This is a genomic window from Pseudoxanthomonas sp. CF385 (assembly GCF_900104255.1).
Classification (GTDB): Bacteria; Pseudomonadota; Gammaproteobacteria; order Xanthomonadales; family Xanthomonadaceae; genus Pseudoxanthomonas_A.
This window is the reverse complement of sequence record NZ_FNKZ01000001.1, coordinates 1,590,749-1,616,382: the sequence shown is the minus strand read 5'-3', so window position 1 is coordinate 1,616,382 and position 25,634 is coordinate 1,590,749. Positions and strand designations below refer to the sequence as shown.

The following is a 25,634-nucleotide window of genomic DNA, read 5'->3' as shown; positions in this document are numbered from 1 at the left end:
GCCTCCACGGGCCTGTGCGAGAATCGGCCCCTCCCCACGACGACACAGACCTTCTCCATGGCCGGATCCAGCCTGTTCGCCCTGATCGACGACATCGCCACCCTGCTGGACGATGTGTCCGTGATGACGAAGGTGGCCGCGAAGAAGACCGCGGGCGTGCTCGGCGACGACCTGGCGCTCAATGCCCAGCAGGTCACCGGCGTGAAGGCCGACCGCGAGCTGCCGGTGGTCTGGGCGGTGGCGAAGGGGTCGATGGTCAACAAGGCCATCCTGGTGCCCGCCGCGCTGGCGATCAGCGCCCTGGAAACCTGGCTGCACGGCCGCGGCTACACCATCCCGCTGGTGACGCCGCTGATGATGATCGGCGGCGCCTTCCTGTGCTTCGAGGGCGTGGAGAAGCTGGCCCACAAGTTCCTGCACAAGGGCGAGGACGAGCAGGAGCATGCCCAGCGCCTGGCCGCCGTGCAGGACGAGAACGTCGACATGGTGGCGTTCGAGAAGGACAAGATCCGCGGCGCCATCCGCACCGACTTCATCCTCTCGGCCGAGATCATCGTGATCTCGCTCGGCACGCTGGGCGGCCGCACCTTCCTGGAGCAGGTGCTGACGCTGGTCGCCATCGCGGCGATCATGACCGTGGGCGTGTACGGCCTGGTGGGCGGCATCGTGAAGCTGGACGATGCGGGCCTAGCGCTGACTGTCGACACGCGCGAGAGCGGCTGGGCGCGCTTCAAGCGCGCTTTCGGCCGCGGCATCCTGCGCAGCGCGCCCTACCTGATGAAGTTCCTCTCCATCGCCGGCACCGCCGCCATGTTCCTGGTCGGTGGCGGCATCCTGGTCCACAGCATCCCGGCGCTCCACCACGTCATCGCGCCCTACGTGACGGGCGGCTGGGGCGTGCTGTGGGAAAACCTGTTCAATGCCGGCGTGGGGGTGGTGGCGGGCGCCGTCATCCTCGCCGTGGTCACGGCCATCCAGCGCATGCGCGGCAAACGCCACGCCGCCTGAACCGCATGCCCGACGGCCCTCGCCGATCCTCCGGATTTCATGCGAGCATCCGCCCATGACCGCGCCGAAACGCCTGCCGCCCTGGCATGAACACTTCCGCCTGCCCAGCGGGCGCGAACTGCTGATCCGCCCGATCCGCCCGGAGGACGCCGGCCCCATCCAGGGCGCGTTCGGCCTGCTGGGCCCGGAAGAGATACGTCAGCGTTTCCTCTACGCGCTGAAGGAGCTGACGCCGGATATGGCGCAGCGCCTGACCCACCCCGATCCCAACACCGAGTTCGCCCTGGTCGCCGCCGAACCGCTTCCGCCGGGCGAGGCACTGGTGGGCGCGGTCGCGCGCGCCTCGATGGTGGCGCGCACCCGCGATGCCGAATTCGCCATCCTGGTCAGCCACTTCATCGCCGGCCAGGGACTGGGTCGCCACCTGATGCGCAAGCTGGCCAAGTGGGCGCGTTCGAAGAAGCTGGACCGCCTGTACGGCGACGTGCTGGACAGCAACGAACCCATGCTGCAGCTCGCCCAGTCGCTGGGCTTCAAGCGCGTGCGCGAGGCCGACGGCGCGGGCCTGGTGCGGGTGGTGCTGGATCTCAACGAAGATCCCTGACCGCCGACCGGCGGTCGGCGCGCGCCGGCGGTTTCCGCGTAGTCGAAGGCATGGCCGTGGCCCCCGCCACGCGTTGGAGTTCCCCGTGCCCCGCTATCTGATCGAACGCGACATCGAAGGCGCCGGCCTGATGACCCCCGCCGAACTGAAGGCGGTTTCCCGGAAATCCTGCGGCGTGCTGGCCGACCTCGGCCCGCAGGTGCAGTGGGAGCACAGCTACGTCACCGACGACAAGGTCTACTGCGTCTACCGCGCGCCCAGCGAAGCGCTCGTGCGGGAACACGCGCTGCGCGGCGGATTTCCCGCCGATCGCATCTCGCCTGTGGTGGCCATCATCGATCCGCTGACCGCCGAATGAGGCGTCGCGCGCGGCGGTGAAGGCCGCCCGCAGGGCTGTTGGTACACTGCGCGTCCCTTCGCGCTGGGCACCCCACGGTGTCCGGCGCTGCCGTTGTTTTGTGTACCCATGACCGACGCCAAGAACATCACGCCCCCTGCCCCCCCTCTGCCTCGCGGCGGCCAGTCGCGCGCCTGGTGGCGCGCGCCCGCATCGCCCACCGCGCTGGCCTGGTCCATCGCCGCCGCCGCCCGCGCCCATGACGGTCCGGTGCTGGTGGTCGCGCGCGACAACCACGAAGCGCACCAGATCGAAGCCGACCTGCACACGCTGCTGGGGGCTGCGGCCGACCTGCCCGTCGTGCCGTTCCCGGACTGGGAGACCCTGCCCTACGACCAGTTCAGCCCGCATCCGGACATCGTGTCGCAGCGTCTCTCGGCCCTGCACCGCCTGCCCACGCTGACGCGCGGCATCGTCATCGTGCCCGTGCAGACGCTGATGCAGCGCCTGTCGCCGCTGCGGCACATCGCCGGCGGCAGTTTCGACTATCGCGTGGGACAGCGGCTGGATTTCGATGCCGAGAAGCGCCGGCTCGAAGCCGCCAGCTACCGGCACGTGCCGCAAGTGCTGGACCCCGGCGACTTCGCCGTGCGCGGCGGACTGCTGGATGTCTATCCGATGGGCGCCGACGCGCCGCTGCGCATCGAGCTGCTGGACGACAGCATCGATTCGATCCGCCATTTCGACCCGGAAAGCCAGCGCTCGCTGGACCGGGTAGCGTCGGTGCAGCTGTTGCCTGGCCGCGAAGTGCCGCTCGACGAGCGCTCCGTCGAGCGTGCGATGACGCTGCTGCGCGACCGCTTCGACGTGGACACGCGCCGCAGTGCGCTGTACCAGGACCTCAAGTCGGGCCTGGCGCCGGCCGGCGTGGAGTACTACCTGCCGCTCTTCTTCGATGCGACCTCGACCCTGTTCGACTATCTGCACACCGATACGTTGCCGGTCCTGACCGACGGCTTCGGCGAAGCGGCGGAAGCCTTCTGGGCGCAGACGCGCAACCGCTACGAGCAGCGCCGCCACGACATCGAACGGCCGCTGCTGCCGCCGGACGAGCTCTACCTGTCGCCGGACGGCCTGCGCGAGCGGCTCAACCATCAGGCCCGCGTCGATGTGTGCGGGCCGCAGCACAGCCGCCACGGCGACGCGCTGCCGCTGGGCGACCAGCCGCTGCCGCCGCTGCCCGTGGCGGCCAAGGACGCGCCGGCCGGCGAGGCGCTGAAGTCGTTCCTCGGCCACTACCCGGGCCGCGTCCTGATCGCATCCGATTCGCCCGGCCGCCGCGAGGCGTTGCTGGAGGTGCTGCAGGCCGCCGATCTCGTGCCGAGCGTGCTCGCGGACTTCGGCACCTTCCTGACGTGCAAGGATCGATTCGCGATCACCGTGGCGCCGCTGGAAGACGGCTTCGCCCTCGATGACCCGCGCATCGCGGTCCTCACCGAGCGGCAGCTGTTTCCCGAGCGCGCCACCCAGGCGCACCGGCGCAAGCGCACCGGCCGCGAGCCGGAAGCGATCATCCGCGACCTCGGCGAACTCACCGAGGGTGCGCCGATCGTCCACGAAGACCATGGCGTGGGCCGCTACCGCGGCCTGATCGCGATGGACGTGGGCGGCATGCCCGGCGAGTTCCTCGAGATCGAGTACGCCAAGGGCGATCGCCTGTACGTGCCGGTCGCGCAACTGCATCTGATCAGCCGCTACTCCGGCGCCTCGCCGGAAACCGCGCCGCTGCATTCGCTGGGCGGCGAAGCCTGGGCGAAGGCGAAGAAAAAGGCGGCCGAGAAGGTACGCGACGTGGCGGCCGAGTTGCTGGAGATCCAGGCACGCCGGCAGGCGCGCGCCGGACTGGCGTTGCACGTCGACCGGCCGATGTACGAGCCGTTCGCCGCGGGTTTCCCGTTCGAGGAAACCCCCGATCAGCGCGCGGCCATCGAGGCGGTGCTGCGCGACCTGCAGTCCAGCCAACCGATGGACCGCGTGGTCTGCGGCGACGTGGGCTTCGGCAAGACCGAGGTGGCCGTGCGCGCCGCCTTCGCCGCCGCCAGCGCCGGCAAGCAGGTCGCCGTGCTCGTACCGACCACGCTGCTGGCCGAGCAGCACTACCGCAACTTCCGCGACCGCTTCGCCGACTGGCCGTTGAAGGTCGAGGTGCTGTCGCGCTTCAAGACGGCCAAGGAGATCAAGGCCGAACTGGAGAAGCTGGCCGAGGGCAAGCTGGACGTCATCGTCGGCACCCATCGGCTGCTGCAGCCGGACGTGAAGTTCGCCGATCTCGGCTTGGTGATCGTCGACGAGGAACAGCGGTTCGGCGTGCGCCAGAAGGAAGCGCTGAAGGCCTTGCGCGCCAACGTCCACCTGCTGACGCTCACCGCCACGCCCATCCCGCGCACGCTCAACATGGCCATGGCCGGTCTCCGCGACCTGTCCATCATCGCCACGCCGCCGGCCAACCGCATGGCGGTGCAGACCTTCGTGACGCCGTGGGACGACGCGCTGCTGAAGGAGGCCTTCCAGCGCGAACTGTCGCGCGGCGGCCAGGTGTACTTCCTGCACAACGACGTGGAGAGCATCGGCCGCATGCAGCGCGAGCTGCAGGAACTCGTGCCCGAGGCCCGCATCGGCATCGCCCACGGACAGATGCCCGAGCGCGAGCTTGAGCAGGTGATGCTGGACTTCCAGAAGCAACGCTTCAACGTACTGCTGTGCACGACGATCATCGAATCGGGCATCGACATCCCGAACGCCAACACCATCATCATGAACCGCGCCGACAAGTTCGGCCTGGCGCAGCTGCACCAGCTGCGCGGGCGCGTCGGCCGCTCGCACCATCGGTCGTATGCCTACCTCGTGGTGCCCGACAAGCGCAGCATCACCGCCGACGCGCAGCGCCGGCTGGAGGCGATCGCCTCGATGGACGAACTGGGCGCGGGCTTCACCCTCGCCACGCACGATCTCGAGATCCGCGGCGCCGGTGAGCTCTTGGGCGAGGACCAGAGCGGCCAGATGGCGGAGGTGGGCTTCAGCCTCTACACCGAGTTGCTCGAGCGCGCGGTGCGTTCGATCCGGGCCGGCCACCTGCCCGATGTCGACCTGGGCCAGGAACGCCGCGGCGCCGACGTCGAGTTGAACGTGCCCGCGTTGATCCCCGAAGACTACCTGCCCGACGTGCACACGCGCCTGACGCTCTACAAGCGCATCAGCAGTGCGCCGGACAGGGAGGACCTGCGCGACCTGCAGGTGGAGATGATCGACCGCTTCGGCCTGCTGCCCGATCCGGCGAAGTACCTGTTCGCCACCGCCGAACTGAAGCTGGCCGCGAATGGCCTGGGCATCCGCAAGCTGGAGCTGGGCGAGCACGGTGGCCGCATCGTGTTCGAGAGCAAGCCGAACATCGATCCGATGGCGGTGATCCAGCTGATCCAGAAGCAACCGAAGCTCTACACGATGGACGGGCCCGACAAGCTGCGCATCAAGGTGCCGCTGCCGGACGCGCCGGACCGCTTCAACGCCGCCAAGGCGCTGCTCGCCACGCTGTCGCCGTCGTGACGTCTTCCGGCACGCGCGCGGAGGCTAGAGCTGGGATTCGACCGGCAGCCAGCCCACCGCGCGGGACACGCCGCGACGCCATGCGCTGGCTTCCGGATCGCGGTCCCAGACGCGCGGCGGCTTCTGCGACGCGTCGTCCCAGCGCAGCGCACCGTCCTGCAGGCGCACGCGATAGCTCTTGTCCGGCGCGATCTTCGCCTCGTAGCTGCGCAGCAAGGCGGCCGTGGCGGCACGGTCGCGGAACAGGATGCCCATTTCGGTATTGAGGTTGACCGAACGCGGATCGAGGTTGAACGAGCCGATGAATCCGCGTTCGCCATCCACCGCGAAGGCCTTGGTGTGCAGGCTGGCGCCGCTGGAACCGAACAGGCTGCTGTCCTGGCGCCCGTGTGGCATCAGTTCGTACAGCGCCACGCCGCCTTCCAGCAGCGGCACGCGATACGGCGCGTAGCCGCCGTGCACGGCCATCACGTCGTTGGCCGCCAGCGAGTTCGTCAGCACGCTGACCTCCACGCCCGCCTCGCGTTTGCCCACCAGCCATTGAGTACCCTCGTCGCCCGGCACGAAGTACGGCGAGATCACCCGCAGCTCGCGCTTCGCCAAGCCCATCGCCTGGCCCAGCCGGTGGATCAACCACTGCGCCTGCCCTTCGCCCTGCCCCTTGGCGGCCGGATCCGAGTAGACGCCCACCTCATCGAGCCAGTAGAGCGCATTGCCGCCCACCAGCGCCGGCAGGCCCGGACTGCCGCGCAGGCGCGCGACATAGTCGGCGGCGCGCGTCGAACGGTAGCCGGCGTCGCCGTTCGCACGCAGCCGATCGAGTGCGCCGTCCTCCGCCGTGGAAAGCGCGACGAGCGGGATGACCGATGCGCTGTTCCAGAAATCATCGAAGATCGCCGAGGTCTGCTGCACGGCCGGGCCCACGAGGACCGCGTCCAGGTCGAGGAAGTTGGTCTGCGCCGCAGCATCGAAGTACTCGTCGCCGACGTTGCGTCCTCCGACCACCGCCACGCGCCCATCGGCGATCCAGGCCTTGTTGTGCATGCGCCGGTTCATCGCGACCGGGCGCAGCAGCATCTCGCTCGCGCGCCCCAGCACGCCCGCGCGGCTTCGCGAGGGGTTGAACAGCCGCACCTCGATGTTGGGGTGGGCGTCCAGCGCGGCCAGGTGCGAATCCTTGCCGTGCGCGGTCATGTCGTCCAGCAGCAGGCGCACGCGCACGCCGCGATCGGCGGCGCGCAGCGCTTCGTACCCCAGCAGGTTGCCGGTGAAGTCGTGGTTCCAGATGTAGTACTGCAGGTCGAGGCTGCGGCCCGCGGCCCGTGCGGTGGCGGCGCGGACCGTGAAGGCGTCGAGGTTGTCCGACAGCAGCGCCATACCGCTCTGGCGGGGATGTTCGCGCAGCATCGGGGCGACCGCGCGATCCAGTGCCGTGGCATCCGCCGCGGTAGCCAGCGCGTGCGAGGGCGCACCGCGCGCGCCCTCGGCGAACCGGCCATAGCTGTAAAGCGCCACGGCGGACGCCACCACCAGGACCAGCACCCCCAGGCCGAGCCGGCGCAGCCACTTCCGCATCCTGTCCCCTCCCTCACGCGTGTGCGCCTATCGTAGTGCCTGCGCCGTGAGGGCCGTGCTTGCGCGTCCCCGGACACCGTTGCACGCTCGCTTCCTTCCATCGCCGAGGACCGCCATGCACCCGCTGCCCCTGCTTCGCCTCCTGGTCCTGCTGGCCCTGGCCTCGCTCGCGACGGCCTGCGGCACCCTGCCATCGCGCGGCCCGGCGGAGGCGCCGCTGACGTTCATCGTGGTGCGGCATGCCGAGAAAGCCACCGACGATCCGCAGGATCCGAACCTGTCCACCGTGGGCCTGGCGCGCGCCGACGCCCTCGCCGAGCGCCTGCGGAACGCCCCGCTCGTGGCCGCCTATGCCACCGAGTTCCGGCGCACGCAACAGACGGCGCGTCCTGCCGCCGATGCGCACGGCCTCACGATCGGCGCGTACTTCGCGCGGGGTCCTGCAGTGGAGAGCGCGGCGCACTGGAAGCAGGCGCACCGCCGCGGCACCGTGCTGGTCGTCGGCCACAGCAACACCGTGCCCGACCTGGTCGCCGCCCTGTGCAGCTGCACCACGCAGCCCATGGACGACACCGAATACGACCGCCTGTCCATCGTCCGCGTGGATGCGGCTGGCCGCGCGACGCTCGAGGTCCAGCGCTACGGTGGCACTTCACCGTGACCGGTGTGTTCGGCGACTGGGACGGCAGCATCGCCGATGCGCGCCGGCTGCAGGTGTCGCTGGCCGGCGCCGTGGCCCTGCGCGACGATGCGCCGGAAACGCCGCGCTGGCTGGGCGGCTTCGATGTCGGTTTCGAGGATGAAGGCGCCACCACGCGCGCCGCGGCCGTGCTGCTGGCGGCCGACACGCTGCAGCCGGTCGCGTCGGAGGTGGTGCGACTGCCCACCTCGATGCCTTACGTGCCGGGCCTGTTGAGCTTCCGCGAACTGCCTGCGCTGGTCGCCGCCCTGGAGCGCCTGCCGCATGCGCCGGACCTGGCCTTCATCGACGGACAGGGCATCGCCCATCCACGGCGACTCGGCATCGCCGCGCATTTCGGCGTGGTGACGGGGCTGCCGAGCATCGGCGTCGCGAAACAGGTGCTGTGCGGGCACCACGCACCGCCCGGCGCCGCCACCGGCGAACGCACGCCCCTGATCCATCGTCGCGAACACATCGGTTGGGCCCTGCGCAGCAAGATCCGTTGCAATCCGTTGATCGTCTCGCCCGGTCATCGGGTGTCGATGCAGGGCGCGCTGGACGGTGTGCTGCGCACGCTGCGCGGCTACCGCCTGCCGGAACCCACCCGCCTCGCGGACCGGCTCGCCTCGCGCCGGGGCTGACCGCCGCGCCTGCCCGGATGGGGGATGACGCGCAACGGACCGTTTCCGTATCGTCATCCGGGTCGGCGCCGGCCCATGCGATGCTGCGCGCCTACCCTCGAGGACATGCCATGACCACGATCATCGCGCCACGCGTGCACGACCTGGGCGGCGGCTTCAACGTGCGCCGCGCCGTTCCCAGCCTGCAGGCCCGCAGCGTGGGCCCGTTCGTGTTCGTCGACCACATGGGGCCCGCCGTGTTCGAACCGGGCCGCGGCATCGACGTGCGCCCGCATCCGCACATCGGCCTGGCCACGGTGACGTTCCTCTGGGCCGGCGCGATCAACCACAAGGACACGCTGGGGTCGGAACAGGTGATCTCGCCGGGCGATGTCAACTGGATGACGGCGGGCCGTGGCATCGCGCACTCCGAACGCACGCCGGTCGACGTGCGCACCGGCCTCCACGACGTGCACGGCATGCAGACCTGGGTCGCGCTGCCGAAGTCGTACGAGGAAGTCGCGCCCGAGTTCCATCATCATGCCGCCGCCACGCTGCCGGTCATCGACCGCGCCGGCGTGCGCCTGCGCGTGATCGCCGGTCGTGCCTACGGTGAGGAGTCCCCAGTGAAGGTGTTCAGCGGCACCTTCAACGTAGCCGTTGATCTGCAGCCGGATGCGGAGCTGGAGATCGATGCGGGCCACGTCGAGCGTGCGCTGTACGTGCTGGAAGGCGACGCGCAGGTCGATGGCGCCGACATCCCGGAGAAGCACCTGGTGGTGTTCGACCGGGGCAGCCGCCCCGTGCTGCGTGCCAAGACCCCGGTGAAGGGCCTGCTGATGGGCGGCGAGCCGCTCGATGCGCCGCGGCACATGTGGTGGAACTTCGTGTCGAGCTCGCAGGAGCGGATCGACCAGGCCAAGCAGGACTGGCTGGACGGCCGCTTCGGCCACGTGCCGGGCGAAACCGAGTTCATTCCCCTGCCCGAGCGGTGAGCCGGCGGCAGCGGGCGAAATGTGAGTTTTACTTCAGTCGCGTTTGAATCGCGCGCAATAACGCAAAGCAAACACCTGCGCGAATCCCGTTCCGTTATCGTGCGCGCACCGTCATGTGACGGGGCACGCACGCATTGGGGGCTGGCATGAGTCTGGCAAAGAGATTCGCGGCGGAATTCCTGGGGACGTTCTGGCTGGTACTGGGCGGTTGCGGCAGCGCGGTGCTGGCCGCCAATTTCGGCGGCGACGGCAACCCGCTGGGCATCGGCCTGCTGGGCGTGTCGCTGGCCTTCGGCCTGACGGTGCTGACCGGCGCCTACGCGTTCGGCCCCATTTCCGGCGGCCATTTCAATCCCGCGGTCAGCGTGGGCCTGTGGGCCGGCGGACGGTTCCCGGCGCGCGACCTGCTGCCCTATATCGTGGCGCAGGTCGTGGGCGGCCTGGCCGCCGGCTTCATCCTGTGGCACATCGCCAAGGGACAGCCCGGCTTCGCGATCGACCCCAACGCCGCCGGCGCGTTCGCCAGCAATGGCTATGGCGCGATGTCGCCCGGGGGTTACACCGTGGCGGCGGCGTTCCTGACCGAAGTCGTGCTCACCGCGTTCTTCCTGATCGTCATCATGGGCTCGACGCACGGGCGCGCGCCGGTCGGGTTCGCGCCGATCTCCATCGGCCTGGCATTGACGCTGATCCACCTGATCAGCATCCCGGTGACGAACACCTCGGTGAACCCGGCCCGTTCCACCGCTGTCGCGGTGTTCGCGGGGCCGACCGCGATCGGGCAGCTCTGGCTGTTCTGGTTGGCGCCGGTGCTGGGTGGCCTGATCGGCGGCATGCTGTACGGCTGGCTGGGGCGCGACCGCACCTGAGCCGACGCGCGTGCCCGGCGGGTCGCCGGGCACGCGGGTGTGACTGGGTTCGCCGTTCGCGTTCCCGGCGCGTTGTTTTGCGACGCAGCATGGGCTATGGTCGGGCCATTGCCGGGGGACAACGGCAACCGACACCGGGGATGACCAGAGGATGGAGCCAGGCCGCAGGGCCTGTCGCGGTGCGCGGACAACGCGGAACCGCCCACGTGGGCGACCATCCAGGGGACCTCCATGAAGATCGTGATCGCCGCCAGCCTCCTTCTCGCTTCCGCCGCCGCGTGGTCGCAGGAAGCTCCGCCATGCCCCACCCTGCCGGCCAGTGCCGGATTGCAGTGGGAACAGCGCGTCGATGCCACCTTCATCGCCTGCAAGGCGGTCGCCGCCGACGGACGCCAGGTATTGAACGTCATGCTCACCTCGCGCGACCCGAAGATCCGCCTCGAACGGCGCCTGCGCGAAGAGGAAAGCACCTTCTCCGGCGAAGAGATCCACTGGTACCGGCTGGACCTGGGCGGCCAGGAAACATCGCCCGCGATGGCCTCGCGCCGCATCACCGTCGTCGAGTTCGACGACAACCGTTACGCGCAGGTGTGGATCAACGCCAGTTCGCCCGAGGAACTCGGCAAACTGATCTCGCTGGCGCAGCAGCTCGACGTGCGCGCCACGAGCGCGCAGCTGTCCGCCGGCAACTGATGGTGCGGGGCGGACACCGCCCCGTCCCTTCCGCTCAGAAACGACCTTCCTGGAAATCGACGAAGGCCTGCATCAGCTCTTGGCGCGTGTTCATGACGAACGGACCGTGCCGCATCACCGGCTCGCGCAGCGGCCGCCCCGCCACCAGGATCAGGCGCGCAGGACGGCTGCCCGCCCGCACCCGCAACACGTCGCCGCCCCCGAGCACACCCATCTCATGGGTATCCAGCGGCCGTGCTTCGTCGCCTTCGCCTACGGTGAGCGCGCCTTCGAACACGTAGGCGAACGCGTTATGCCCCGTCGGCAACGCGTAGTCCCACGCCTTGCCCGCCTCGAGCGCGATGTCGAGATAAACCGGCTCGGTAGCGGGCTGGGAGATCGGGCCCTGCACATCGCCGACAGTGCCGGCGATCACTTTCACGGTCACCCCTGCCGCCGGCGTGGCCACCGGGATGCGGTCCGGGGCGAATTCCTGATACTTCGGGTCCGTCATCTTTTCGCGCGCCGGCAGGTTCACCCACAGCTGGAAGCCGCGCATACGGCCGGACTCCTGCTCGGGCATTTCCGAATGCACCAGCCCGCGCCCGGCGGTCATCCACTGCACGGCGCCCGGCGTCAGCAGGCCTTCGTTGCCGTGGTTGTCGCGATGGCGCATGCGGCCGTCGAGCATGTAGGTGACCGCCTCGAAGCCGCGATGCGGATGCTCCGGGAAGCCGGCGAGGTAGTCCTCGGCCTTGTCCGTGCCGAATTCGTCGAGCAGCAGGAACGGATCAAGATCAGGCAGGTCCGGGCCGCCGATGACGCGCGTCAGCTTGACGCCCGCGCCATCGGACGTGGGTCGGCCACGGATCGTGCGGATCACGCGGGCGGGCGAAGTGTCGGTCAGGGTGCTCATGGCGCCTCCAATTCAATTCCCGACAAGATGGCACCGGGACACCCGCTTCGGAACGACAGCCGACGTAACCATCCGTTCCATGGGTGGATCATCGCCCGCCGGCGATACGCTCAGGCCACGTAGACCGACTTGATGTTCATGAATTCGTGGATGCCGTGCTCGGCGAGCTCACGACCGAAGCCGGAGCGCTTGGTGCCGCCGAACGGCAGGCGGACGTCGCTGCGGACGATGGCGTTGACGAAGGCCGCGCCCACCTGCAGCTGTCGCGCGATGCGGTCGCCGCGGTCGACGTCCCGCGTCCACACGCTGCCGCCCAGACCGAACGTGGTGTCGTTCGCCACGCGCACGGCTTCGGCATCGTCCTTCACCCGCAGGATGCTGGCGACCGGGCCGAACAGTTCTTCCTCATACGCGGGCATGCCGGGTGCGACCGCATCGAGGATCGAGGCCGGATAGCCCGCATGCGAAGCATCGGGCGCGCCGCCGAGCAGCACCTTCGCGCCTTTCGACACGCTGGCCTGCACCTGCTTGTGCAATTCGTCGCGCAGGTCCTGCCGCGCCATCGGCGCGAGCGTGGTGGCGTCGTCCTGCGGGTCGCCCAACTGCAGCTTCGCCGCCGCCTCGACGAAGCGCTTCACGAAGGCATCGGCGATGCCTTCCTGCACGATGAAGCGCTTGGCCGCGATGCAGGTCTGGCCGGCATTGCCGAAGCGCGACGCCACGGCGCCGGCGACGGTCTTGTCGAGGTCGGCATCGTCCAGGACGATGAAAGCATCGCTGCCGCCGAGTTCCATCACGCTTTTCTTCAGCTGCCCGCCTGCGTTGGCGGCGACGGCGCGGCCCGCGCGCTCGCTGCCCGTCAGCGTCACTGCCGCGACGCGCGGATCGCGGATCACCTCGGCGGCCTGATCGTTGTCGATATGCAGCACGCCGAATACACCGTCCGGTAGCCCGGCCGCCGCGAGCGCGCCGGCGATGGCATCGGCGCACCGCGGCACGTTGCTCGCATGCTTGAGCACCGCGACATTGCCGGCCATGAACGCCGGGGCGAGGAAGCGGAATACCTGCCAGATCGGGAAATTCCAGGGCATCACCGCGAGCACGCAACCGATCGGCTCATAACGCACGTAACTGCGCTGGCCATCCGTCGCCACCGGCTGGTCCAGCAGGTAGTCGGCCGCGTGATCGGCGTAGTAGTCGCAGGCGCCGGCGCACTTGTCGACCTCGGCCAGGGCTTCCTTGCGCAGCTTGCCCATTTCCGCCGTCATGGTGCGCTGGATGTCGTCGCGGCGGCGCCGCAACTCGGCGCCGATCGCGCGCAACACCTTGCCGCGTTCGGCCAGCGACAGCGCCGCCCACGCGGGAAATGCGCGTTGCGCGGCGGCGAGCGTGGCATCGACCTGCGCGGCCGTCATCAGTTCGTGGCGATACTCGACCTGCCCGGTCGCGGGATTGATGGTTTCGACAGTCATGGCGTCACGGGGTGCATGGGAATGGCCGCCATTGTGGCGATGGCGGCGTTAGGGGGCCGTGGGCGGCCTGTGCGTCAGCCGTTGTCCTGCAACGCCAGCTGCATGTCGCGCTGGCGCCGCTTCTCCTCGCGGTACATGAACCACCAGCCCAGGAAGGCCGCCGCCGTCACCACGAGGATCATCAGTGTGGCGAGCGCGTTGATCTTCGGACTCAGTCCCAGGCGTACCGACGAGAACACCTTCATCGGCAGCGTGGTGGAACTCGGCCCGGCGACGAAGCTGGCGATCACCACGTCGTCCAGCGACAGGGTGAAGGCGAGCAGCCAGCCCGACACCAGCGCCGGCGCGATGATCGGCAGGGTGATCAGGAAGAACACCTTGATCCGGTTCGCCCCCAGGTCCATGGCGGCCTCTTCCAGCGACTTGTCCAGTTCGGACAGCCGTGATGACACCACCACCGTGACGAACGCCAGGGTGAAGGTCACGTGCGCGATCCAGATCGACAGGATGCCGCGCGGCTGCAGGCCGACCACCTGGCCCAGCGAGACGAACATCAGCAGGACCGACAGGCCGATGATCACTTCCGGCATCACCAGCGGCGCGGTGATCAGCGCACCGAACAGCGTCTTGCCGGGGAACCGGCGCATGCGCGTCATCACCAGCGCCGCCATCGTGCCCAGCACGACCGCGGCGGTCGCCGTCCAGAACGCCACCTTGATGCTGACCCAGGCCGCGTCGAGCATCTGCTTGTCGCGGAACAACTCGCCGTACCACTTGAACGAGAAGCCCGACCACACCGTGGCCAGGCGCGACTCGTTGAAGGAGTACACCATCAGGATGAAGACCGGGATGTAGAGGAAGGCGAAGCCCAGGCCGAGCACCGTCCAGTTGACCGCACGTTGTCCGAGCCGGCTCATGTCAGCCTCCCTTCCATTTCGCGCTGCTGCACCCGGTTGAAGATCAGGATCGGAATCAGCAGCAGGATCAGCATGACGATCGCCACCGCCGATGCCGCCGGCCAGTCGCGGTTGTTGAAGAACTCGCCCCACAGCACGCGGCCGATCATCAGCGTGTCCGGCCCGCCGAGCAGTTCGGGAATGACGAACTCACCGACCGCCGGGATCATCACCAGCATGCAGCCGGCGATGATGCCCGCCTTCGACAGCGGCAACGTGATCGTGAAGAACGCCTTCCACGGCTTGGCGCCGAGGTCGTAGGCCGCCTCCAGCAGACGCTGGTCGTGCTTGACCAGGTTGGTGTACAGCGGCAACACCATGAACGGCAGGTAGCAGTAGACGATGCCGATATACGCGGCCATCGGCGTGTACAGGATCTGCAGCGGCTCGTCGATCAGGCCGATCTTCATCAGCAGGTTGTTGAGCAGGCCGTTGTTCTTCAGGATGCCGATCCAGGCGTAGACGCGGATCAGGAACGACGTCCACGACGGCAGCACCACCAGCATCATCGCGATGTTGCGCGACGAGGGCGGCAGGCGGGCAATCACGTAGGCGATCGGGTACGCCACCAGCAACGCGAGGAAGGTGGAGATCGCCGCGATCTTGATCGAACTCAGGTAGGCCGCGATGTACTGGGAGTCGGTGAACAGCGCCGCGTAGTTGCCCAGATTGAGCTTGAGCGTCAGCGCCTCGTCGATATATTCGAGGATGGGCGTGTACGGCGGCATCGCGATCGCCAGCTTGGCGAACGAGATCTTCAGCACGATCAGGAACGGGATCGCGAAGAACAGCAGCAGCCACACGTACGGCACCGAGATCACGCCCCAGCGCGGCCCCGGCAGACGTTTCTGGAGGGAGCGCAGGATGTTCATGAGGTGAGCACCACGCCGTCGTTGTCGCCCCACCACACCCACACTTCATCGTTCCAAGTCATGCCCTCGCTCGCCCAGCGCTGGACGTTGGCGAAGTTGGCCATGAACTTGTACCCGCTCGGCAGGCGCACGTGGTAGACCGAATGACTGCCGAAATAGGCGATGTCCTCGATCACGCCCTTGGCCTTGTTGTGCGGCTGCGGGGGCTCGGTCTTGCCGATGCCCAGCTTTTCCGGGCGCACCGCGAAGGCGACTTCCTGGCCTTCGAAACCGGAAATGCCATGGCCGATGTAGATGGGATCGGGCAGCTGCGGCGAGCGGATGGTGACGTAATTCGCTTCGTCTTCCTCCACGGCGCCTTCGATCAGGTTCACCGAGCCGATGAACTCGGCGGCGAAGCGGCTGGTCGGCTGCTCGTAGATTTCGTCGGGCGTGCCGACCTGGCGGATCCAACCCTGGTCCATCAGCGCGATGCGGGTGGCCATCGTCATCGCCTCTTCCTGGTCGTGGGTGACCATCACGCAGGTCACGCCCGACTTCTCGATGATGCTGACCAGTTCCAGCTGCATCTGCGAGCGCAGCTTCTTGTCCAGCGCGCCCATCGGTTCGTCCAGCAGCAGCAGCTTCGGTCCCTTGGCGAGCGACCGCGCCAGCGCCACGCGCTGCTGCTGGCCGCCGGACAGCTGGTGCGGCTTGCGCTTGGCCAGCTTGCCCAGCTGGACCAGCGCGAGCATTTCCTCGACGCGTTTCTTGATGGCGTCTTTCGCCAGGCCGTCCTGTTTCAGGCCGAAGGCGATGTTCTGCTCCACCGTCATGTGCGGGAACAGCGCGTACGACTGGAACATCATGTTGAGCGGCCGCTCGTAGGGCGGCAGGTCGTTGAGCAGCTGGCCATCCAGGAAGATCTTGCCGGAGGTCGGCTTCTCGAAGCCCGCCAGGCAACGCAGCAGCGTGGACTTGCCGCTGCCCGAGCCGCCCAGCAGCGCGAAGATCTCGCCCTTGCGGATCGTCAGGTTGGTGTCGTCGACCGCGACGAACCCGTCGAATTCCTTGCGCACGTCGACGATGCGCAGATATTCCTGCGCGTTCGCCTTGCCATTCGATGCCGCGCCGTTGCCCTGTTCTGCCGCCATGGAATTCCCCCGATCGCCGGCGCCGCATCGGCGCCAGCCGTGATGTCGTGCGTGGGACCGCCGGATCCGGGGCAGGCCGCGCCTGCCCCAGCCGCGGGACTTACTTGCCGGTCTTCAGTTCCGTCCAGATGCGCGTGTACTGGCGGTCCACGTCCGGCGGGATGATGGCGAAGGTGAAGAGCTTGGCCTCGACCTCGGGGGTCGGATAGATGGTCGTGTCTTCGGTGATCGACTTGTCCATCAGCTCCTTCGCCTTCGGAATGGCGTTCGGGTAGCTGATGAAGTTGGAGTTGTTGGCCATCACCTGCGGGTCGAGCAGGTAGTTGATGAAGGCATAGGCCTCATCGACGTGCTTGGCGTCCTTGGGGATGGACAGCATGTCGAACCACTGCGGCGCGCCTTCCTTCGGGATGGCGTAGGCGATGTTGACGCCGTTCTTCGCCTCGGCGGCGCGGTCGCGCGCCTGGATGATGTCGCCCGACCAGCCGACCACCAGGCAGGTGTCGCCGTTGGCCATCGCATCGATGTACTGCGAGGAATGGAAGTTGGTGATGTACGGCCGGATCGTCTTGAGCAGCGCGGCGGCCTTGTCGATCACCGCCGGATCCTGGCTGTTCGGATCCTCGCCCAGGTAGTTCAGCGCGATCGGGATGATCTCCGACGGGGTGTCCAGGAAGGTCACGCCGCAGTCCTTCAGCTTGCTGATGTTCTCCGGCTTGAACACGATGTCCAGGCTGCTGGCGATGTCGGTGTTGCCGAACGCGGCCTTCACCTTGTCGACGTTGTAGCCGATGCCGGTGGTGCCCCACATGTAGGGGATGGCGTACTGGTTGCCCGGGTCCTGGTTCTCCAGGCGCTTCATGAGGGCCGGGTCCAGGTTGGCGTAGTTGGGGATCTTGCTCTTGTCCAGCGGCAGGAACACGCCGGCCTGGATCTGTCGTCCCAGGAAGTTCATCGTCGGCACGACCACGTCGTAGCCGCTGCTGCCGGCCAGCAGCTTGGTCTCCAGGACCTCGTTGCTGTCGAACACGTCGTAGGTGACCTTGATGCCCGATTGCTTCTCGAAGTTGGGGATCGTGTCTTCGGCGATGTAGTCGGACCAGTTGTAGACGTTGACCTGTTTGGCGCCGCCATCGGCGGATGCGGCCGCATCGCCGCCGGACTTGCCGCAGGCCGCGAGGGTACAGAGGGCCAGGGTGGTTGCCAGTACGCGCAGTTTCATCAATCTCTCTCCATTCGGCCCGCGAGGGCGGCTTGATGTGGTCCCCGCACCAGCTGGGAGCTGCCGCGGGCGTGCTGTCATTGCAGTGGCCGGTTCCGTGCCGTGATTGCTCCCCTTCTCCCCTCCCCGCTCCTGTGCCGCCGTCCGCTCACGCGTCCGTCGCCACGATGACAGAGGGCGCGTCCGTCACGGCCCGCGCCCTCGTGTGTTTCAGCGTCCGGTCTTCAGTTCCGTCCAGATGCGCGTGTACTGGCGATCCACCTCGGGCGGCAGGATCGCGAAGGTGAAGAGCTTCGCGTCCACGTCGGCCGGCGGATAGATCGTCGGGTCGTCCGCGATCGCCTTGTCCACCATCGGCTTGGACGACGGCACCGGATTCGGGTAGGTCACGAAATTGGTGTTCGCCGCCGCGACCTTCGGGTCCAGCAGGTAGTTGATGAAGGCGTAGGCGTTGTCGACGTTCTTGGCGTCCTTCGGGATCGCCAGCATGTCGAACCATTGCGGCGCGCCTTCCTTCGGGATGGAGTACGCCACGTTGACGCCGTTGCCGGCTTCGGCCGCGCGGTCGCGCGCCTGGATGATGTCGCCCGACCAGCCGACCACCAGGCAGACATCGCCGTTGGCGAGGTCGTTGATGTACGAGGACGAGTGGAAGTTGCGGATGTACGGGCGGATCGACTTCAGCAGCGCCGCCGCCTTGTCGATGACCTTCGGGTCGAAGCTGTGCGGATCTTCGCCAAGGTAGTTCAGCGCGATCGGGATCAGCTCGGAAGGCGTGTCCAGCACGGTGATGCCGCAGTCCTTCAGCTTGGCCGCGTTCTCCGGCTTGAACACGATGTCCCAGCTGCCGGTGACGGCGGTGTCGCCGAAGATCGCCTTGATCTTGTCGACGTTGTAGCCGATGCCGCTGGTGCCCCAGAGGTACGGCACGGCGTACTGGTTGCCCGGGTCCTGCTGCTCGATGCGCTTGAGCATGGCCGGGTCGAGGTTCTTCAGGTTCGGGATCTTGCTCTTGTCCAGCGGCAGGAACACGCCGGCCTGGATCTGCCGACCGAGGAAGCTCAGCGACGGCACCACGACGTCGTAGCCGCTGCTGCCGGCCAGCAGCTTGGTCTCGACCATCTCGTCGCTGTCGAACACGTCGTAGGTCACCTTGGTTCCGGTGGCCTTCTCGAAATTGGGGATGGTGTCCTCGGCGATGTAGTCGGACCAGTTGTAGACGTTGAGCGCCTTGGAGGGCGTGCCGTCGGCAGCCTTGTCGTCCTTGCCGCCACAGGCGGCCAGGACGGTCGCGGCCAGCATGACGGTGAGGGTCTTGAGCTTCATCGGGGGACTCCATGGAACAGGATCGGGGGATGGAACCATCATACGCCCGGGCCGCGACGCTGTGACGCAGCGCACGCTCGCCCGGGCGCCTACATCCCCAGCTCAGCCGCGGTGTCGTTGAGTGCCTTCCATGTCTTGTCGAACAGCTCGTCCACCTGCGCGCGGGTGATGATCAGCGGCGGCGACAGCAGCATGGCGTCCCAGGTGGCGCGCAGGATCAGCCCGTGCTTCAGCGCGTGGTCGCGGCAGCGCGGACCGACCGTGCCGCGTTCGGGGAAGAACGCCCGCTTGCCCTTGTCGGGCACCAGTTCGAGCGCACCGACCATGCCGGCGATGCGGGCCTGCCCGACCAGACGGTGTTCGCCGAGTTCGGCCCAGCGCTGGGCCAGGTAGGGGGCGATGTCGTTCTTCGCGGTCTCGACGATCTTCTCGTCCTGCAGGATGCGGATGTTCTCCAGCGCCACCGCCGCGCAGACCGGATGGCCCGAATACGTGGCGCCATGCGCCAGCTCGCCGCCCCGCTCCTTCAGCACCTTGGAAATGCGGTCGTTGAACATCGCCGCGCCCAACGGGATGTAGCCGGAGGTGATGCCCTTGGCCACCGGCATGATGTCCGGCTGGAAACCGAAGTACTCCGAACCGAACCATTCGCCGGTGCGTCCGAAGCCGCAGATCACCTCGTCGGCCACCAGCAGCACGTCGTACTGGCGGCAGATGCGCTCGATCTCGGGCCAATACGTCATCGGCGGGATGTAGACGCCGATGGCGCCCATGATCGGTTCGCCGATGAAGGCCGCCACGCGATCCGGCCCCAGTTCCAGGATCTTCTGCTCCAGCCGGCGCGCCGCGACCAGGCCGTACTCGTCCTCGGACAGGTCGCCACCGTCGGCGAACCAGAACGGCGGATCGATGTGATGGATGTCGGGGATCGGCAGGCCGCCCTGCTTGTGCATGCCCTTCATCCCGCCCAGGCTGGCGCCGGCCATGGTGGTGCCGTGGTAGCCGTCGTGGCGGCCGATGAAGATGTTCTTCTGCGGCTGGTCCTGTACGGCCCAGAAGTGCCTGACCATGCGCAGGATGGTGTCGTTGGCTTCGGAGCCGGAGTTGACAAAGAAGGAGTGATTGAGGTCGCCCGGCGCCAGCTCCGCCAGCTTGGCGGCCAGTTCGATGGTCGGCTCGGTGGTGCACTGGAAGAAGCTGTTGTAGTACGCGAGCTGCGTCATCTGTTTCGACGCGGCTTCGCCCAGCTCCTTGCGGCCGTAGCCGACGTTGACGCACCACAGACCGGCGAACGCGTCGAGCAGCTTGTTGCCCTCGGCATCCCAGACGTAGCAGCCCTCGCCCTTGGTCAGGATGCGGGTGCCCCGCTTGGCCAGCGCGGCGTTGTCGTTGAACGGATGCAGATGGTGCTCGGCGTCGAGCTGCTGCAGGGTGCGGGTGTCGAGTCGGGTCATGTGAAGCTCCACATCGGGATCGGTTGTGGGAGCGACGTCAGTCGCGATGGACTACCAGTAAAGCTTCATCGCGACTGACGTCGCTCCCACGGGAAGAATCTGGGAAAGGTTACGAATCAGACGTTCAACAGCAGGAATTCCCGCTCCCACGAACTGATCACGCGGAAGAAGGTCTCGTATTCCTTGCGCTTGACCGAGACGTACGCGCGCACGAAGCGCGCACCCATCAGGTCCTGCAGCGGCTTGCAGCCTTCGAGTTCGTCCAGCGCTTCGCCCAGCGAGCGCGGCAACTCGAAGCCGATGTCCTGGGCGCTGCTCGCCAGCGGCTCGGTCGGCTTGAGCTGTTCGCGGATACCCATCAGGCCGCAGGCCAGGGTGCCGGCCATCGCCAGGTAGGGATTGGCGTCCGAGCCCGCGAAGCGGCTCTCGACGCGCATGTTCTCGGGCGTGTCCATGGGCACGCGCAGACCGCAGGTGCGGTTGTCGTACCCCCACTGCACGTTGATCGGCGCCACCTGCCCCAGCGCGAGCCGGCGGTACGAATTGACGTTGGGGCCGAAGAACGCCATCGCCATCGGCACGTACTTCTGCAGTCCGCCCAGATAGTGCCCGAACAGCTTGCTCCCCTTGCCCTCGGACTTGCCTGCGAACACGTTGCGACCGGACTTGACGTCAATCAGGCTCTGGTGGATATGCATCGCGCTGCCGGGCTCGTTCTCCATCGGCTTGGCCAGGAACGTGGCATAGACGCCGTGGCGCAGCGCCGCTTCGCGCATGGTGCGCTTGAACAGGAACACCTGGTCCGCGCGCGACAGCGCGTCGTCGTGGGTGAAGTTGACTTCCAGCTGCGCGGCGCCCGACTCGTGGATCAGCGTATCCACGTCCAGCTCCATCGCCTCGCAGTAGTCGTACATCAGGTCGAGGATGGGGTCGAACTCGTTGACCGCGTCGATCGAATACGACTGGCGCGCGGTCTCGGGTCGGCCCGAGCGGCCGGCCGGCGGCAACAGCGGGAAATCCGGATCGGTGTTCTTCTGGACGAGGAAGAATTCCAGCTCCGGCGCCACCACCGGGCGCAGGCCCTCCTTCTCGTAGGCGGCCAGCACGCGCCGCAGGACGTTGCGTGGCGCCAGCTCGTGCGGCTTGCCGTCCTTGGTGTAGCAGTCGTGGATGACCTGCGCGGTCGGATCCGCCGCCCACGGCACCATGCGCACGGTATCCGGATCCGGGCGGAGGAACATGTCCGAATCCGACGGCGAGGTCAGCTCGTAGTAGTCATCGGGGTAATCGCCGGTGACGGTGGTGGCGAAGATGCCTTCCGGCAACCGCGTGCCGTAGTCGTGGCTGAACTTGTCGGCCGGAATGATCTTGCCGCGCGCATTGCCGGTGATATCGGGTACCAGGCACTCGACTTCGGTGATGCTGCGCTCCTTCAGCCAGCGGCGCAGGGAGCTTTCGGACAGCTCGGCCGTGTCGGCCTTGGTTTTTCGCTGGGATTGTTTCTGGCTCATGGGAAAGACGGTCCTGGGAGGGAAGAGCCGGCGCAGGGCGCCGGACGCATGCGGCACGGACGCGTCAGCGTCCGCCCTCCCATGGCGGCGGGTGCCGCCGCTTCATGACGCCCTCCGCGCCGCGCGCGCGCGGCAGGCATCGCCGAAAGCGCCGAAGATCGCGAGGTAGAACGGGTTCTCCCGCACCTTCCATTCCGGGTGCCATTGCACGGCGAGCATGAAGGCCGGGCCGTCGTGGCGATACGCCTCGATCAAGCCGTCCGGCGCCTGCGCCTCCACGACCAAACCTTCGCCCAGGCGACGCACGCCCTGGCCATGCAGGGAATTCACGACCGCCTGGGTCTCGCCGGCCAGCGTGGCCAGCAATCCGCCCGGCACCAGCGCGACGCCATGCGCCGGGCCGTACTGCACGTCCAACGGATCGTCCTTGTTCTCGCGGTGGTCCATGAAGCCCGGCTGCTCGTGCACCTTCTGGTACAGGCTGCCACCGAACGCGACGTTCACTTCCTGGAACCCGCGGCATATCGCCAGTACCGGCACGCCCATCTCGATGGCGAGCGGGATCAGCGGCAGGTTGGTCGCGTCGCGGCGCGGATCCAACAGGTTGCCCTCGTAGCTGGATTCGTCGCTGTAATGGTGCGGTTCGATGTTGCTGACGGCGCCGGTCAGCAGCAACCCGTCCAGGCCGGCGAGCACGTCGCGCAGCGGCAGCACGGGGTCCAGCGTCGGCACCAGCAACGGCAGGCAACCGGCCCCGTCGACCACCGCGCGCACGTACTTCTCGCCAACGGCAAGGAAGGGATGCGCACCGATTTGCTTGTGGTCGGTCGGAAGACCGACCCGCGGCAGCGGGGTCATGCAGGAAGCCCGGAATGGCTTCCGGGCAAGTTAACCCGGCCGTTTTATTTTTACAACACGAGCGCCGCCAGCGACGATTTCAGCGCCGATATGGTGCGGCGCGGCACCCATTTAGGGCGTTTCCGCCACCTCCCGGGATTCTTGCGTTGAGTATTCTTGACGCAGGCGCCGCTCTGCTAAGCTGCGCCGCAGCCTCCAGGAACGCCCTCATGCGCCCCGATTCCGCCGCGTCTCCCCTGCCTGCCGACGATGCCGCCACGCTGGCCGCCCTGCCCGACTGCGAGCAGATCGACCTGCTGCTGCCGGACATGAACGGGCTGCTGCGCGGCAAGCGGGTGACCCGCGACGCACTGGAGAAGGTCTATCGCGACGGCGTCTGCCTGCCGATGTCGCTGATCGCCACCGACATCACCGGCAACACGGTGGAGGAGACCGGACTGGGGTACGACATCGGCGACGAAGACCGCGTGTGCCGGCCCGTGCCGGGATCGCTGCGCGCGGTGCCGTGGTCGCCCTGTCCGGCCGCACAGCTGCTGTTGAGCATGGAGGATGCGCAGGGCGGCATGTTCGAAGCCAACCCGCGCGAAGTGCTGAAGCGCGTGCTGGCACGCTATGCGGCGCGCGGGCTGAAGCCCGTGGTGGCGGTGGAACTGGAGTTCTACCTGTTCGACCAGCGCATGGACGACGCCGGTCGGCCGCGCACGTCGATCAACCCGGCGACGGGGCAGCGCAACACCAGCACGCAGGTCTACTACATGGAAGACCTGAACGACTACCGCGGCTTCACCGACGCGGTCGCCGCCGCGTGCCGCGCGCAGCGCATTCCCGCGGACACCGCGGTGGCGGAGTACGCGCCCGGCCAGTTCGAGATCAACCTCAAGCACCGCGACGACGCCCTGCTCGCCTGCGACGACGCGATCTACCTCAAGCGCGCGATCAAGGCCGTCGCCCAGCAGCAGGGCCTGATGGCCAGCTTCATGGCCAAGCCCTTCGCCGACCAGGCCGGCAGCGGCATGCACATCCACGCCAGCGTGCTGGACGCCGAGGGTCGCAACATCTTCGCTTCGCCGCAGACGGCGCCGGCCGACGCACTGAGGCACGCCATCGGCGGCCTGCAGCGCAGCGACCAGGATTGCCTGCTGCTGTTCGCGCCGCACGCCAACAGCTACCGGCGCTTCGTGCTCAACGCCTTCGTGCCGCTCAACGACGTGTGGGGCTACAACAACCGCACCGTCGCCATGCGCATCCCGCACAGCGACGAGGCGAACACGCGCATCGAGCACCGCATCGCGGGCGCCGACGCCAACATCTACCTGGTCACCGCCGCCGTGCTGGCCGGCATGCTGCACGGGATCGAACAGGGCTTTGACCCCGGCCCGCCGGTCACCGGCAACGCTTACGACCAGACCGAGATCCGCACGCCGTACTGGCGCGAGGCCATCGCCGCCTTCATGGGCAGCGAGTTCATCCGCGAGCAGTTCGGCACGTCCTTCCAGCACATCTACGGCCAGCAGAAGCTCAAGGAGATGCACAGCTTCTACACCGAGGTGACCGACCTGGAGTACGCGTGGTATCTGCGGGCGGTGTGATGTCCCCGGCCTCCGCCAAGCGCACCTATCCCGACAGCTGGTACGCAGCCAGCACGCCACCGCTGCCCATGCAGCCGGTGCTGGAAGGGCGCATCGAGGCCGATGTCTGCATCCTCGGCGCCGGCTACACCGGCCTGTCGGCGGCATTGGAGTTGGCCGAGGCGGGTTACAAGGTCGTCGTGCTGGAAGCCGAGCGCATCGGCTGGGGCGCCTCGGGCCGGAACGGCGGCCAGGCCATCGCGGGTTTCGGTTGCGGCGAAGCCAAGCTGGAAGCACTGGTCGGCTTCGACGACGCGAAGAAGATGTTCGATCTTTCAGTCGACGGCCTGCACTGGTTGCGCGGCCGGATCGACCGCCACGGGATCGATTGCGACTGGCGCGATGGCCACGCCACCGTGCCGATCAAGCCGCGCCAGCAGCGCGAGGTCGAACAGGCCGTCGAAGACTTCAACACCCGCTACGGCCACCCCGTGCAGTGGTGGAGCCGCGAGCGCCTGCGCAGCGAACTGGCCAGCGACCGCTACCTCGGCGCGATGTACGACCCGGTGAGCGGCCACCTGCATCCGCTGGCCTACGCTTTGGGGCTGGGCCGCGCCGCGTTGGAGGCCGGCGCACGGATATTCGAGGGTTCGCGCGTCACCGGACTGGTGCGCGGCGCGCGTCCCGTGCTGAAGACCGCGACCGGCGAGGTGGTCTGCGACCACGTCATCCTGGCCGGCAATGCGCTGGTGCGCGGCATCGCTCCCGAACTCGAGTCGCGGGTGATGCCGGTGGGCACCTACATCGCCGCCACGCCCCCGCTGGGCGAGCAACGCACGCGTGCCCTGATCCGCAACGACATGGCGGTGGCCGACACCAACTGGGCGCTGGACTACTTCCGCCTGGGTCGCGACCACCGCGTGCTGTTCGGCGGCCGCGCGAGCTATTCCACCCTGCCCCCGCCGAACCTGCGCGGGGTGATGACGCGACGCATGCACCGCGTGTTCCCGCAGTTGCGCGATGTCGGCATCGAATACCTCTGGGGCGGGATGATCGACATCTCGCTCAACCGCGCCCCGCACTGGGGCCGGCTGACGCCGAACCTCTATTTCGCCCAGGGCTTCTCCGGACACGGACTCATCGCCGCCGGTCTGGCCGGCACCACCCTCGCCCAGGCGATCCGCGGACAATCGGAGCGGCTGGACCTGTTCGCGAAGATCGACCACCTGCCCTTCCCCGGCGGCCGCGCCCTGCGCACGCCCCTGCTGGTGGCCGCGATGGCTTGGTACAAGCTGCGCGACGCGCTCTGGTAGGCGGCCGACGTCGGGTTTCATTTTCGTGACGGCGCTCTCAAGCCCGCGCCCGGCGTGCCGATAGGGAG

At 67.8% G+C, this 25,634-nt stretch carries 22 protein-coding genes; 11 read left to right on the top strand and 11 right to left on the bottom strand.

Going from position 1 to position 25,634, the window contains the following annotated elements; all coding sequences use genetic code 11:
• The first annotated feature begins 57 nt into the window (after positions 1-57).
• From BLT45_RS07395 to mfd, 4 genes are all read left to right on the top strand, one after another.
• Positions 58-1,008, top strand: coding sequence for a DUF808 domain-containing protein (locus tag BLT45_RS07395; RefSeq protein WP_093296956.1), 951 nt, complete (start codon positions 58-60; stop codon positions 1,006-1,008).
• Between the two features lie 55 nt (positions 1,009-1,063).
• Positions 1,064-1,612: a GNAT family N-acetyltransferase gene (locus tag BLT45_RS07390; protein ID WP_093296954.1), complete on the top strand. Its 549-nt coding sequence runs from the start codon at positions 1,064-1,066 to the stop codon at positions 1,610-1,612.
• An 85-nt stretch (positions 1,613-1,697) separates the two neighbouring features.
• Positions 1,698-1,970, top strand: coding sequence for a DUF4242 domain-containing protein (locus BLT45_RS07385; RefSeq protein ID WP_093298675.1), 273 nt, complete (start codon positions 1,698-1,700; stop codon positions 1,968-1,970).
• 108 nt (positions 1,971-2,078) lie between these two features.
• Entirely contained in the window at positions 2,079-5,552 is a 3,474-nt protein-coding gene (mfd, locus tag BLT45_RS07380) for a transcription-repair coupling factor (RefSeq protein ID WP_093296951.1), read from the top strand.
• A 24-nt stretch (positions 5,553-5,576) separates the two neighbouring features.
• Here mfd and BLT45_RS07375 read toward each other — a convergent pair whose 3' ends face one another.
• Positions 5,577-7,127 (bottom strand): phospholipase D family protein, encoded by a 1,551-nt coding sequence (locus BLT45_RS07375; protein WP_093296949.1) that lies wholly within the window; start codon positions 7,125-7,127, stop codon positions 5,577-5,579.
• Between the two features lie 115 nt (positions 7,128-7,242).
• Here BLT45_RS07375 and BLT45_RS07370 point away from each other — a divergent pair, with 115 nt between their 5' ends.
• From BLT45_RS07370 to BLT45_RS07350, 5 genes are all read left to right on the top strand, one after another.
• The gene (locus BLT45_RS07370) at positions 7,243-7,788 is read left to right on the top strand and encodes a SixA phosphatase family protein (RefSeq protein WP_093296946.1); all 546 of its coding nucleotides are present in this window, start codon (positions 7,243-7,245) and stop codon (positions 7,786-7,788) included.
• Complete coding sequence (gene nfi, locus BLT45_RS07365; RefSeq protein WP_254771803.1) at positions 7,785-8,450, top strand: deoxyribonuclease V; 666 nt, start codon at positions 7,785-7,787, stop codon at positions 8,448-8,450. Before BLT45_RS07370 ends, nfi begins: the two co-directional genes overlap by 4 nt.
• 110 nt (positions 8,451-8,560) lie before the next feature.
• The gene (locus BLT45_RS07360) at positions 8,561-9,424 is read left to right on the top strand and encodes a pirin family protein (protein ID WP_093296944.1); all 864 of its coding nucleotides are present in this window, start codon (positions 8,561-8,563) and stop codon (positions 9,422-9,424) included.
• Positions 9,425-9,570: 146 nt separating this feature from the next.
• Positions 9,571-10,293, top strand: a complete 723-nt coding sequence (gene aqpZ, locus BLT45_RS07355) for an aquaporin Z (RefSeq protein WP_093296942.1) — start codon at positions 9,571-9,573, stop codon at positions 10,291-10,293.
• Positions 10,294-10,524: 231 nt separating this feature from the next.
• Positions 10,525-10,986, top strand: coding sequence for a hypothetical protein (locus BLT45_RS07350; protein ID WP_093296939.1), 462 nt, complete (start codon positions 10,525-10,527; stop codon positions 10,984-10,986).
• Positions 10,987-11,020: 34 nt separating this feature from the next.
• Here BLT45_RS07350 and BLT45_RS07345 read toward each other — a convergent pair whose 3' ends face one another.
• The 10 genes from BLT45_RS07345 to BLT45_RS07300 form a co-directional block, all read right to left on the bottom strand.
• Entirely contained in the window at positions 11,021-11,881 is an 861-nt protein-coding gene (locus BLT45_RS07345; protein ID WP_093296937.1) for a pirin family protein, read from the bottom strand.
• 110 nt (positions 11,882-11,991) lie between these two features.
• On the bottom strand, positions 11,992-13,353 hold the full coding sequence (locus BLT45_RS07340; RefSeq protein WP_093296934.1) for an NAD-dependent succinate-semialdehyde dehydrogenase: 1,362 nt from the start codon (positions 13,351-13,353) through the stop codon (positions 11,992-11,994).
• Between the two features lie 74 nt (positions 13,354-13,427).
• Positions 13,428-14,270 (bottom strand): ABC transporter permease subunit, encoded by an 843-nt coding sequence (locus tag BLT45_RS07335; protein ID WP_093296931.1) that lies wholly within the window; start codon positions 14,268-14,270, stop codon positions 13,428-13,430.
• A complete protein-coding gene (locus tag BLT45_RS07330; protein WP_175455753.1) occupies positions 14,267-15,181 on the bottom strand; it encodes an ABC transporter permease subunit in 915 nt (304 codons plus the stop codon). Before BLT45_RS07330 ends, BLT45_RS07335 begins: the two co-directional genes overlap by 4 nt.
• On the bottom strand, positions 15,178-16,314 hold the full coding sequence (gene potA / locus BLT45_RS07325; RefSeq protein ID WP_093296928.1) for an ABC transporter ATP-binding protein: 1,137 nt from the start codon (positions 16,312-16,314) through the stop codon (positions 15,178-15,180). The genes BLT45_RS07330 and potA overlap by 4 nt, the downstream gene beginning before the upstream one ends.
• A gap of 100 nt (positions 16,315-16,414) precedes the next feature.
• Complete coding sequence (locus BLT45_RS07320; protein ID WP_093296925.1) at positions 16,415-17,536, bottom strand: polyamine ABC transporter substrate-binding protein; 1,122 nt, start codon at positions 17,534-17,536, stop codon at positions 16,415-16,417.
• A gap of 210 nt (positions 17,537-17,746) precedes the next feature.
• Positions 17,747-18,862: a polyamine ABC transporter substrate-binding protein gene (locus BLT45_RS07315; RefSeq protein WP_093296923.1), complete on the bottom strand. Its 1,116-nt coding sequence runs from the start codon at positions 18,860-18,862 to the stop codon at positions 17,747-17,749.
• Between the two features lie 89 nt (positions 18,863-18,951).
• The gene (locus BLT45_RS07310; protein ID WP_093296920.1) at positions 18,952-20,316 is read right to left on the bottom strand and encodes an aspartate aminotransferase family protein; all 1,365 of its coding nucleotides are present in this window, start codon (positions 20,314-20,316) and stop codon (positions 18,952-18,954) included.
• 116 nt (positions 20,317-20,432) lie between these two features.
• Positions 20,433-21,827: a glutamine synthetase family protein gene (locus BLT45_RS07305; protein WP_093296917.1), complete on the bottom strand. Its 1,395-nt coding sequence runs from the start codon at positions 21,825-21,827 to the stop codon at positions 20,433-20,435.
• A gap of 102 nt (positions 21,828-21,929) precedes the next feature.
• The gene (locus BLT45_RS07300; RefSeq protein ID WP_093296914.1) at positions 21,930-22,685 is read right to left on the bottom strand and encodes a gamma-glutamyl-gamma-aminobutyrate hydrolase family protein; all 756 of its coding nucleotides are present in this window, start codon (positions 22,683-22,685) and stop codon (positions 21,930-21,932) included.
• Between the two features lie 209 nt (positions 22,686-22,894).
• Between BLT45_RS07300 and BLT45_RS07295 the strand changes: the two genes are divergently transcribed.
• Both BLT45_RS07295 and BLT45_RS07290 read left to right on the top strand, forming a co-directional pair.
• Positions 22,895-24,274 carry a glutamine synthetase family protein gene (locus BLT45_RS07295; protein WP_093296911.1) on the top strand — a complete coding sequence of 460 codons (1,380 nt, stop codon included), beginning with the start codon at positions 22,895-22,897 and terminating at the stop codon, positions 24,272-24,274.
• Complete coding sequence (locus tag BLT45_RS07290) at positions 24,274-25,566, top strand: NAD(P)/FAD-dependent oxidoreductase (RefSeq protein ID WP_093296908.1); 1,293 nt, start codon at positions 24,274-24,276, stop codon at positions 25,564-25,566. Before BLT45_RS07295 ends, BLT45_RS07290 begins: the two co-directional genes overlap by 1 nt.
• Positions 25,567-25,634: the final 68 nt, after the last annotated feature.

Coding starts and splice junctions, on each gene's coding strand:
- BLT45_RS07395 (WP_093296956.1), top strand. CDS start 58: ATGGCCGGATCCAGCCTGTTCGCCCTGATCGACGACATCGCCACCCTG.
- BLT45_RS07390 (WP_093296954.1), top strand. CDS start 1,064: ATGACCGCGCCGAAACGCCTGCCGCCCTGGCATGAACACTTCCGCCTG.
- mfd (WP_093296951.1), top strand. CDS start 2,079: ATGACCGACGCCAAGAACATCACGCCCCCTGCCCCCCCTCTGCCTCGC.
- BLT45_RS07375 (WP_093296949.1), bottom strand. CDS start 7,127: ATGCGGAAGTGGCTGCGCCGGCTCGGCCTGGGGGTGCTGGTCCTGGTG.
- BLT45_RS07370 (WP_093296946.1), top strand. CDS start 7,243: ATGCACCCGCTGCCCCTGCTTCGCCTCCTGGTCCTGCTGGCCCTGGCC.
- BLT45_RS07360 (WP_093296944.1), top strand. CDS start 8,561: ATGACCACGATCATCGCGCCACGCGTGCACGACCTGGGCGGCGGCTTC.
- aqpZ (WP_093296942.1), top strand. CDS start 9,571: ATGAGTCTGGCAAAGAGATTCGCGGCGGAATTCCTGGGGACGTTCTGG.
- BLT45_RS07350 (WP_093296939.1), top strand. CDS start 10,525: ATGAAGATCGTGATCGCCGCCAGCCTCCTTCTCGCTTCCGCCGCCGCG.
- BLT45_RS07345 (WP_093296937.1), bottom strand. CDS start 11,881: ATGAGCACCCTGACCGACACTTCGCCCGCCCGCGTGATCCGCACGATC.
- BLT45_RS07340 (WP_093296934.1), bottom strand. CDS start 13,353: ATGACTGTCGAAACCATCAATCCCGCGACCGGGCAGGTCGAGTATCGC.
- BLT45_RS07335 (WP_093296931.1), bottom strand. CDS start 14,270: ATGAGCCGGCTCGGACAACGTGCGGTCAACTGGACGGTGCTCGGCCTG.
- BLT45_RS07330 (WP_175455753.1), bottom strand. CDS start 15,181: ATGAACATCCTGCGCTCCCTCCAGAAACGTCTGCCGGGGCCGCGCTGG.
- potA (WP_093296928.1), bottom strand. CDS start 16,314: ATGGCGGCAGAACAGGGCAACGGCGCGGCATCGAATGGCAAGGCGAAC.
- BLT45_RS07320 (WP_093296925.1), bottom strand. CDS start 17,536: ATGAAACTGCGCGTACTGGCAACCACCCTGGCCCTCTGTACCCTCGCG.
- BLT45_RS07315 (WP_093296923.1), bottom strand. CDS start 18,862: ATGAAGCTCAAGACCCTCACCGTCATGCTGGCCGCGACCGTCCTGGCC.
- BLT45_RS07310 (WP_093296920.1), bottom strand. CDS start 20,316: ATGACCCGACTCGACACCCGCACCCTGCAGCAGCTCGACGCCGAGCAC.
- BLT45_RS07305 (WP_093296917.1), bottom strand. CDS start 21,827: ATGAGCCAGAAACAATCCCAGCGAAAAACCAAGGCCGACACGGCCGAG.
- BLT45_RS07300 (WP_093296914.1), bottom strand. CDS start 22,685: ATGACCCCGCTGCCGCGGGTCGGTCTTCCGACCGACCACAAGCAAATC.
- BLT45_RS07295 (WP_093296911.1), top strand. CDS start 22,895: ATGCGCCCCGATTCCGCCGCGTCTCCCCTGCCTGCCGACGATGCCGCC.
- BLT45_RS07290 (WP_093296908.1), top strand. CDS start 24,274: ATGTCCCCGGCCTCCGCCAAGCGCACCTATCCCGACAGCTGGTACGCA.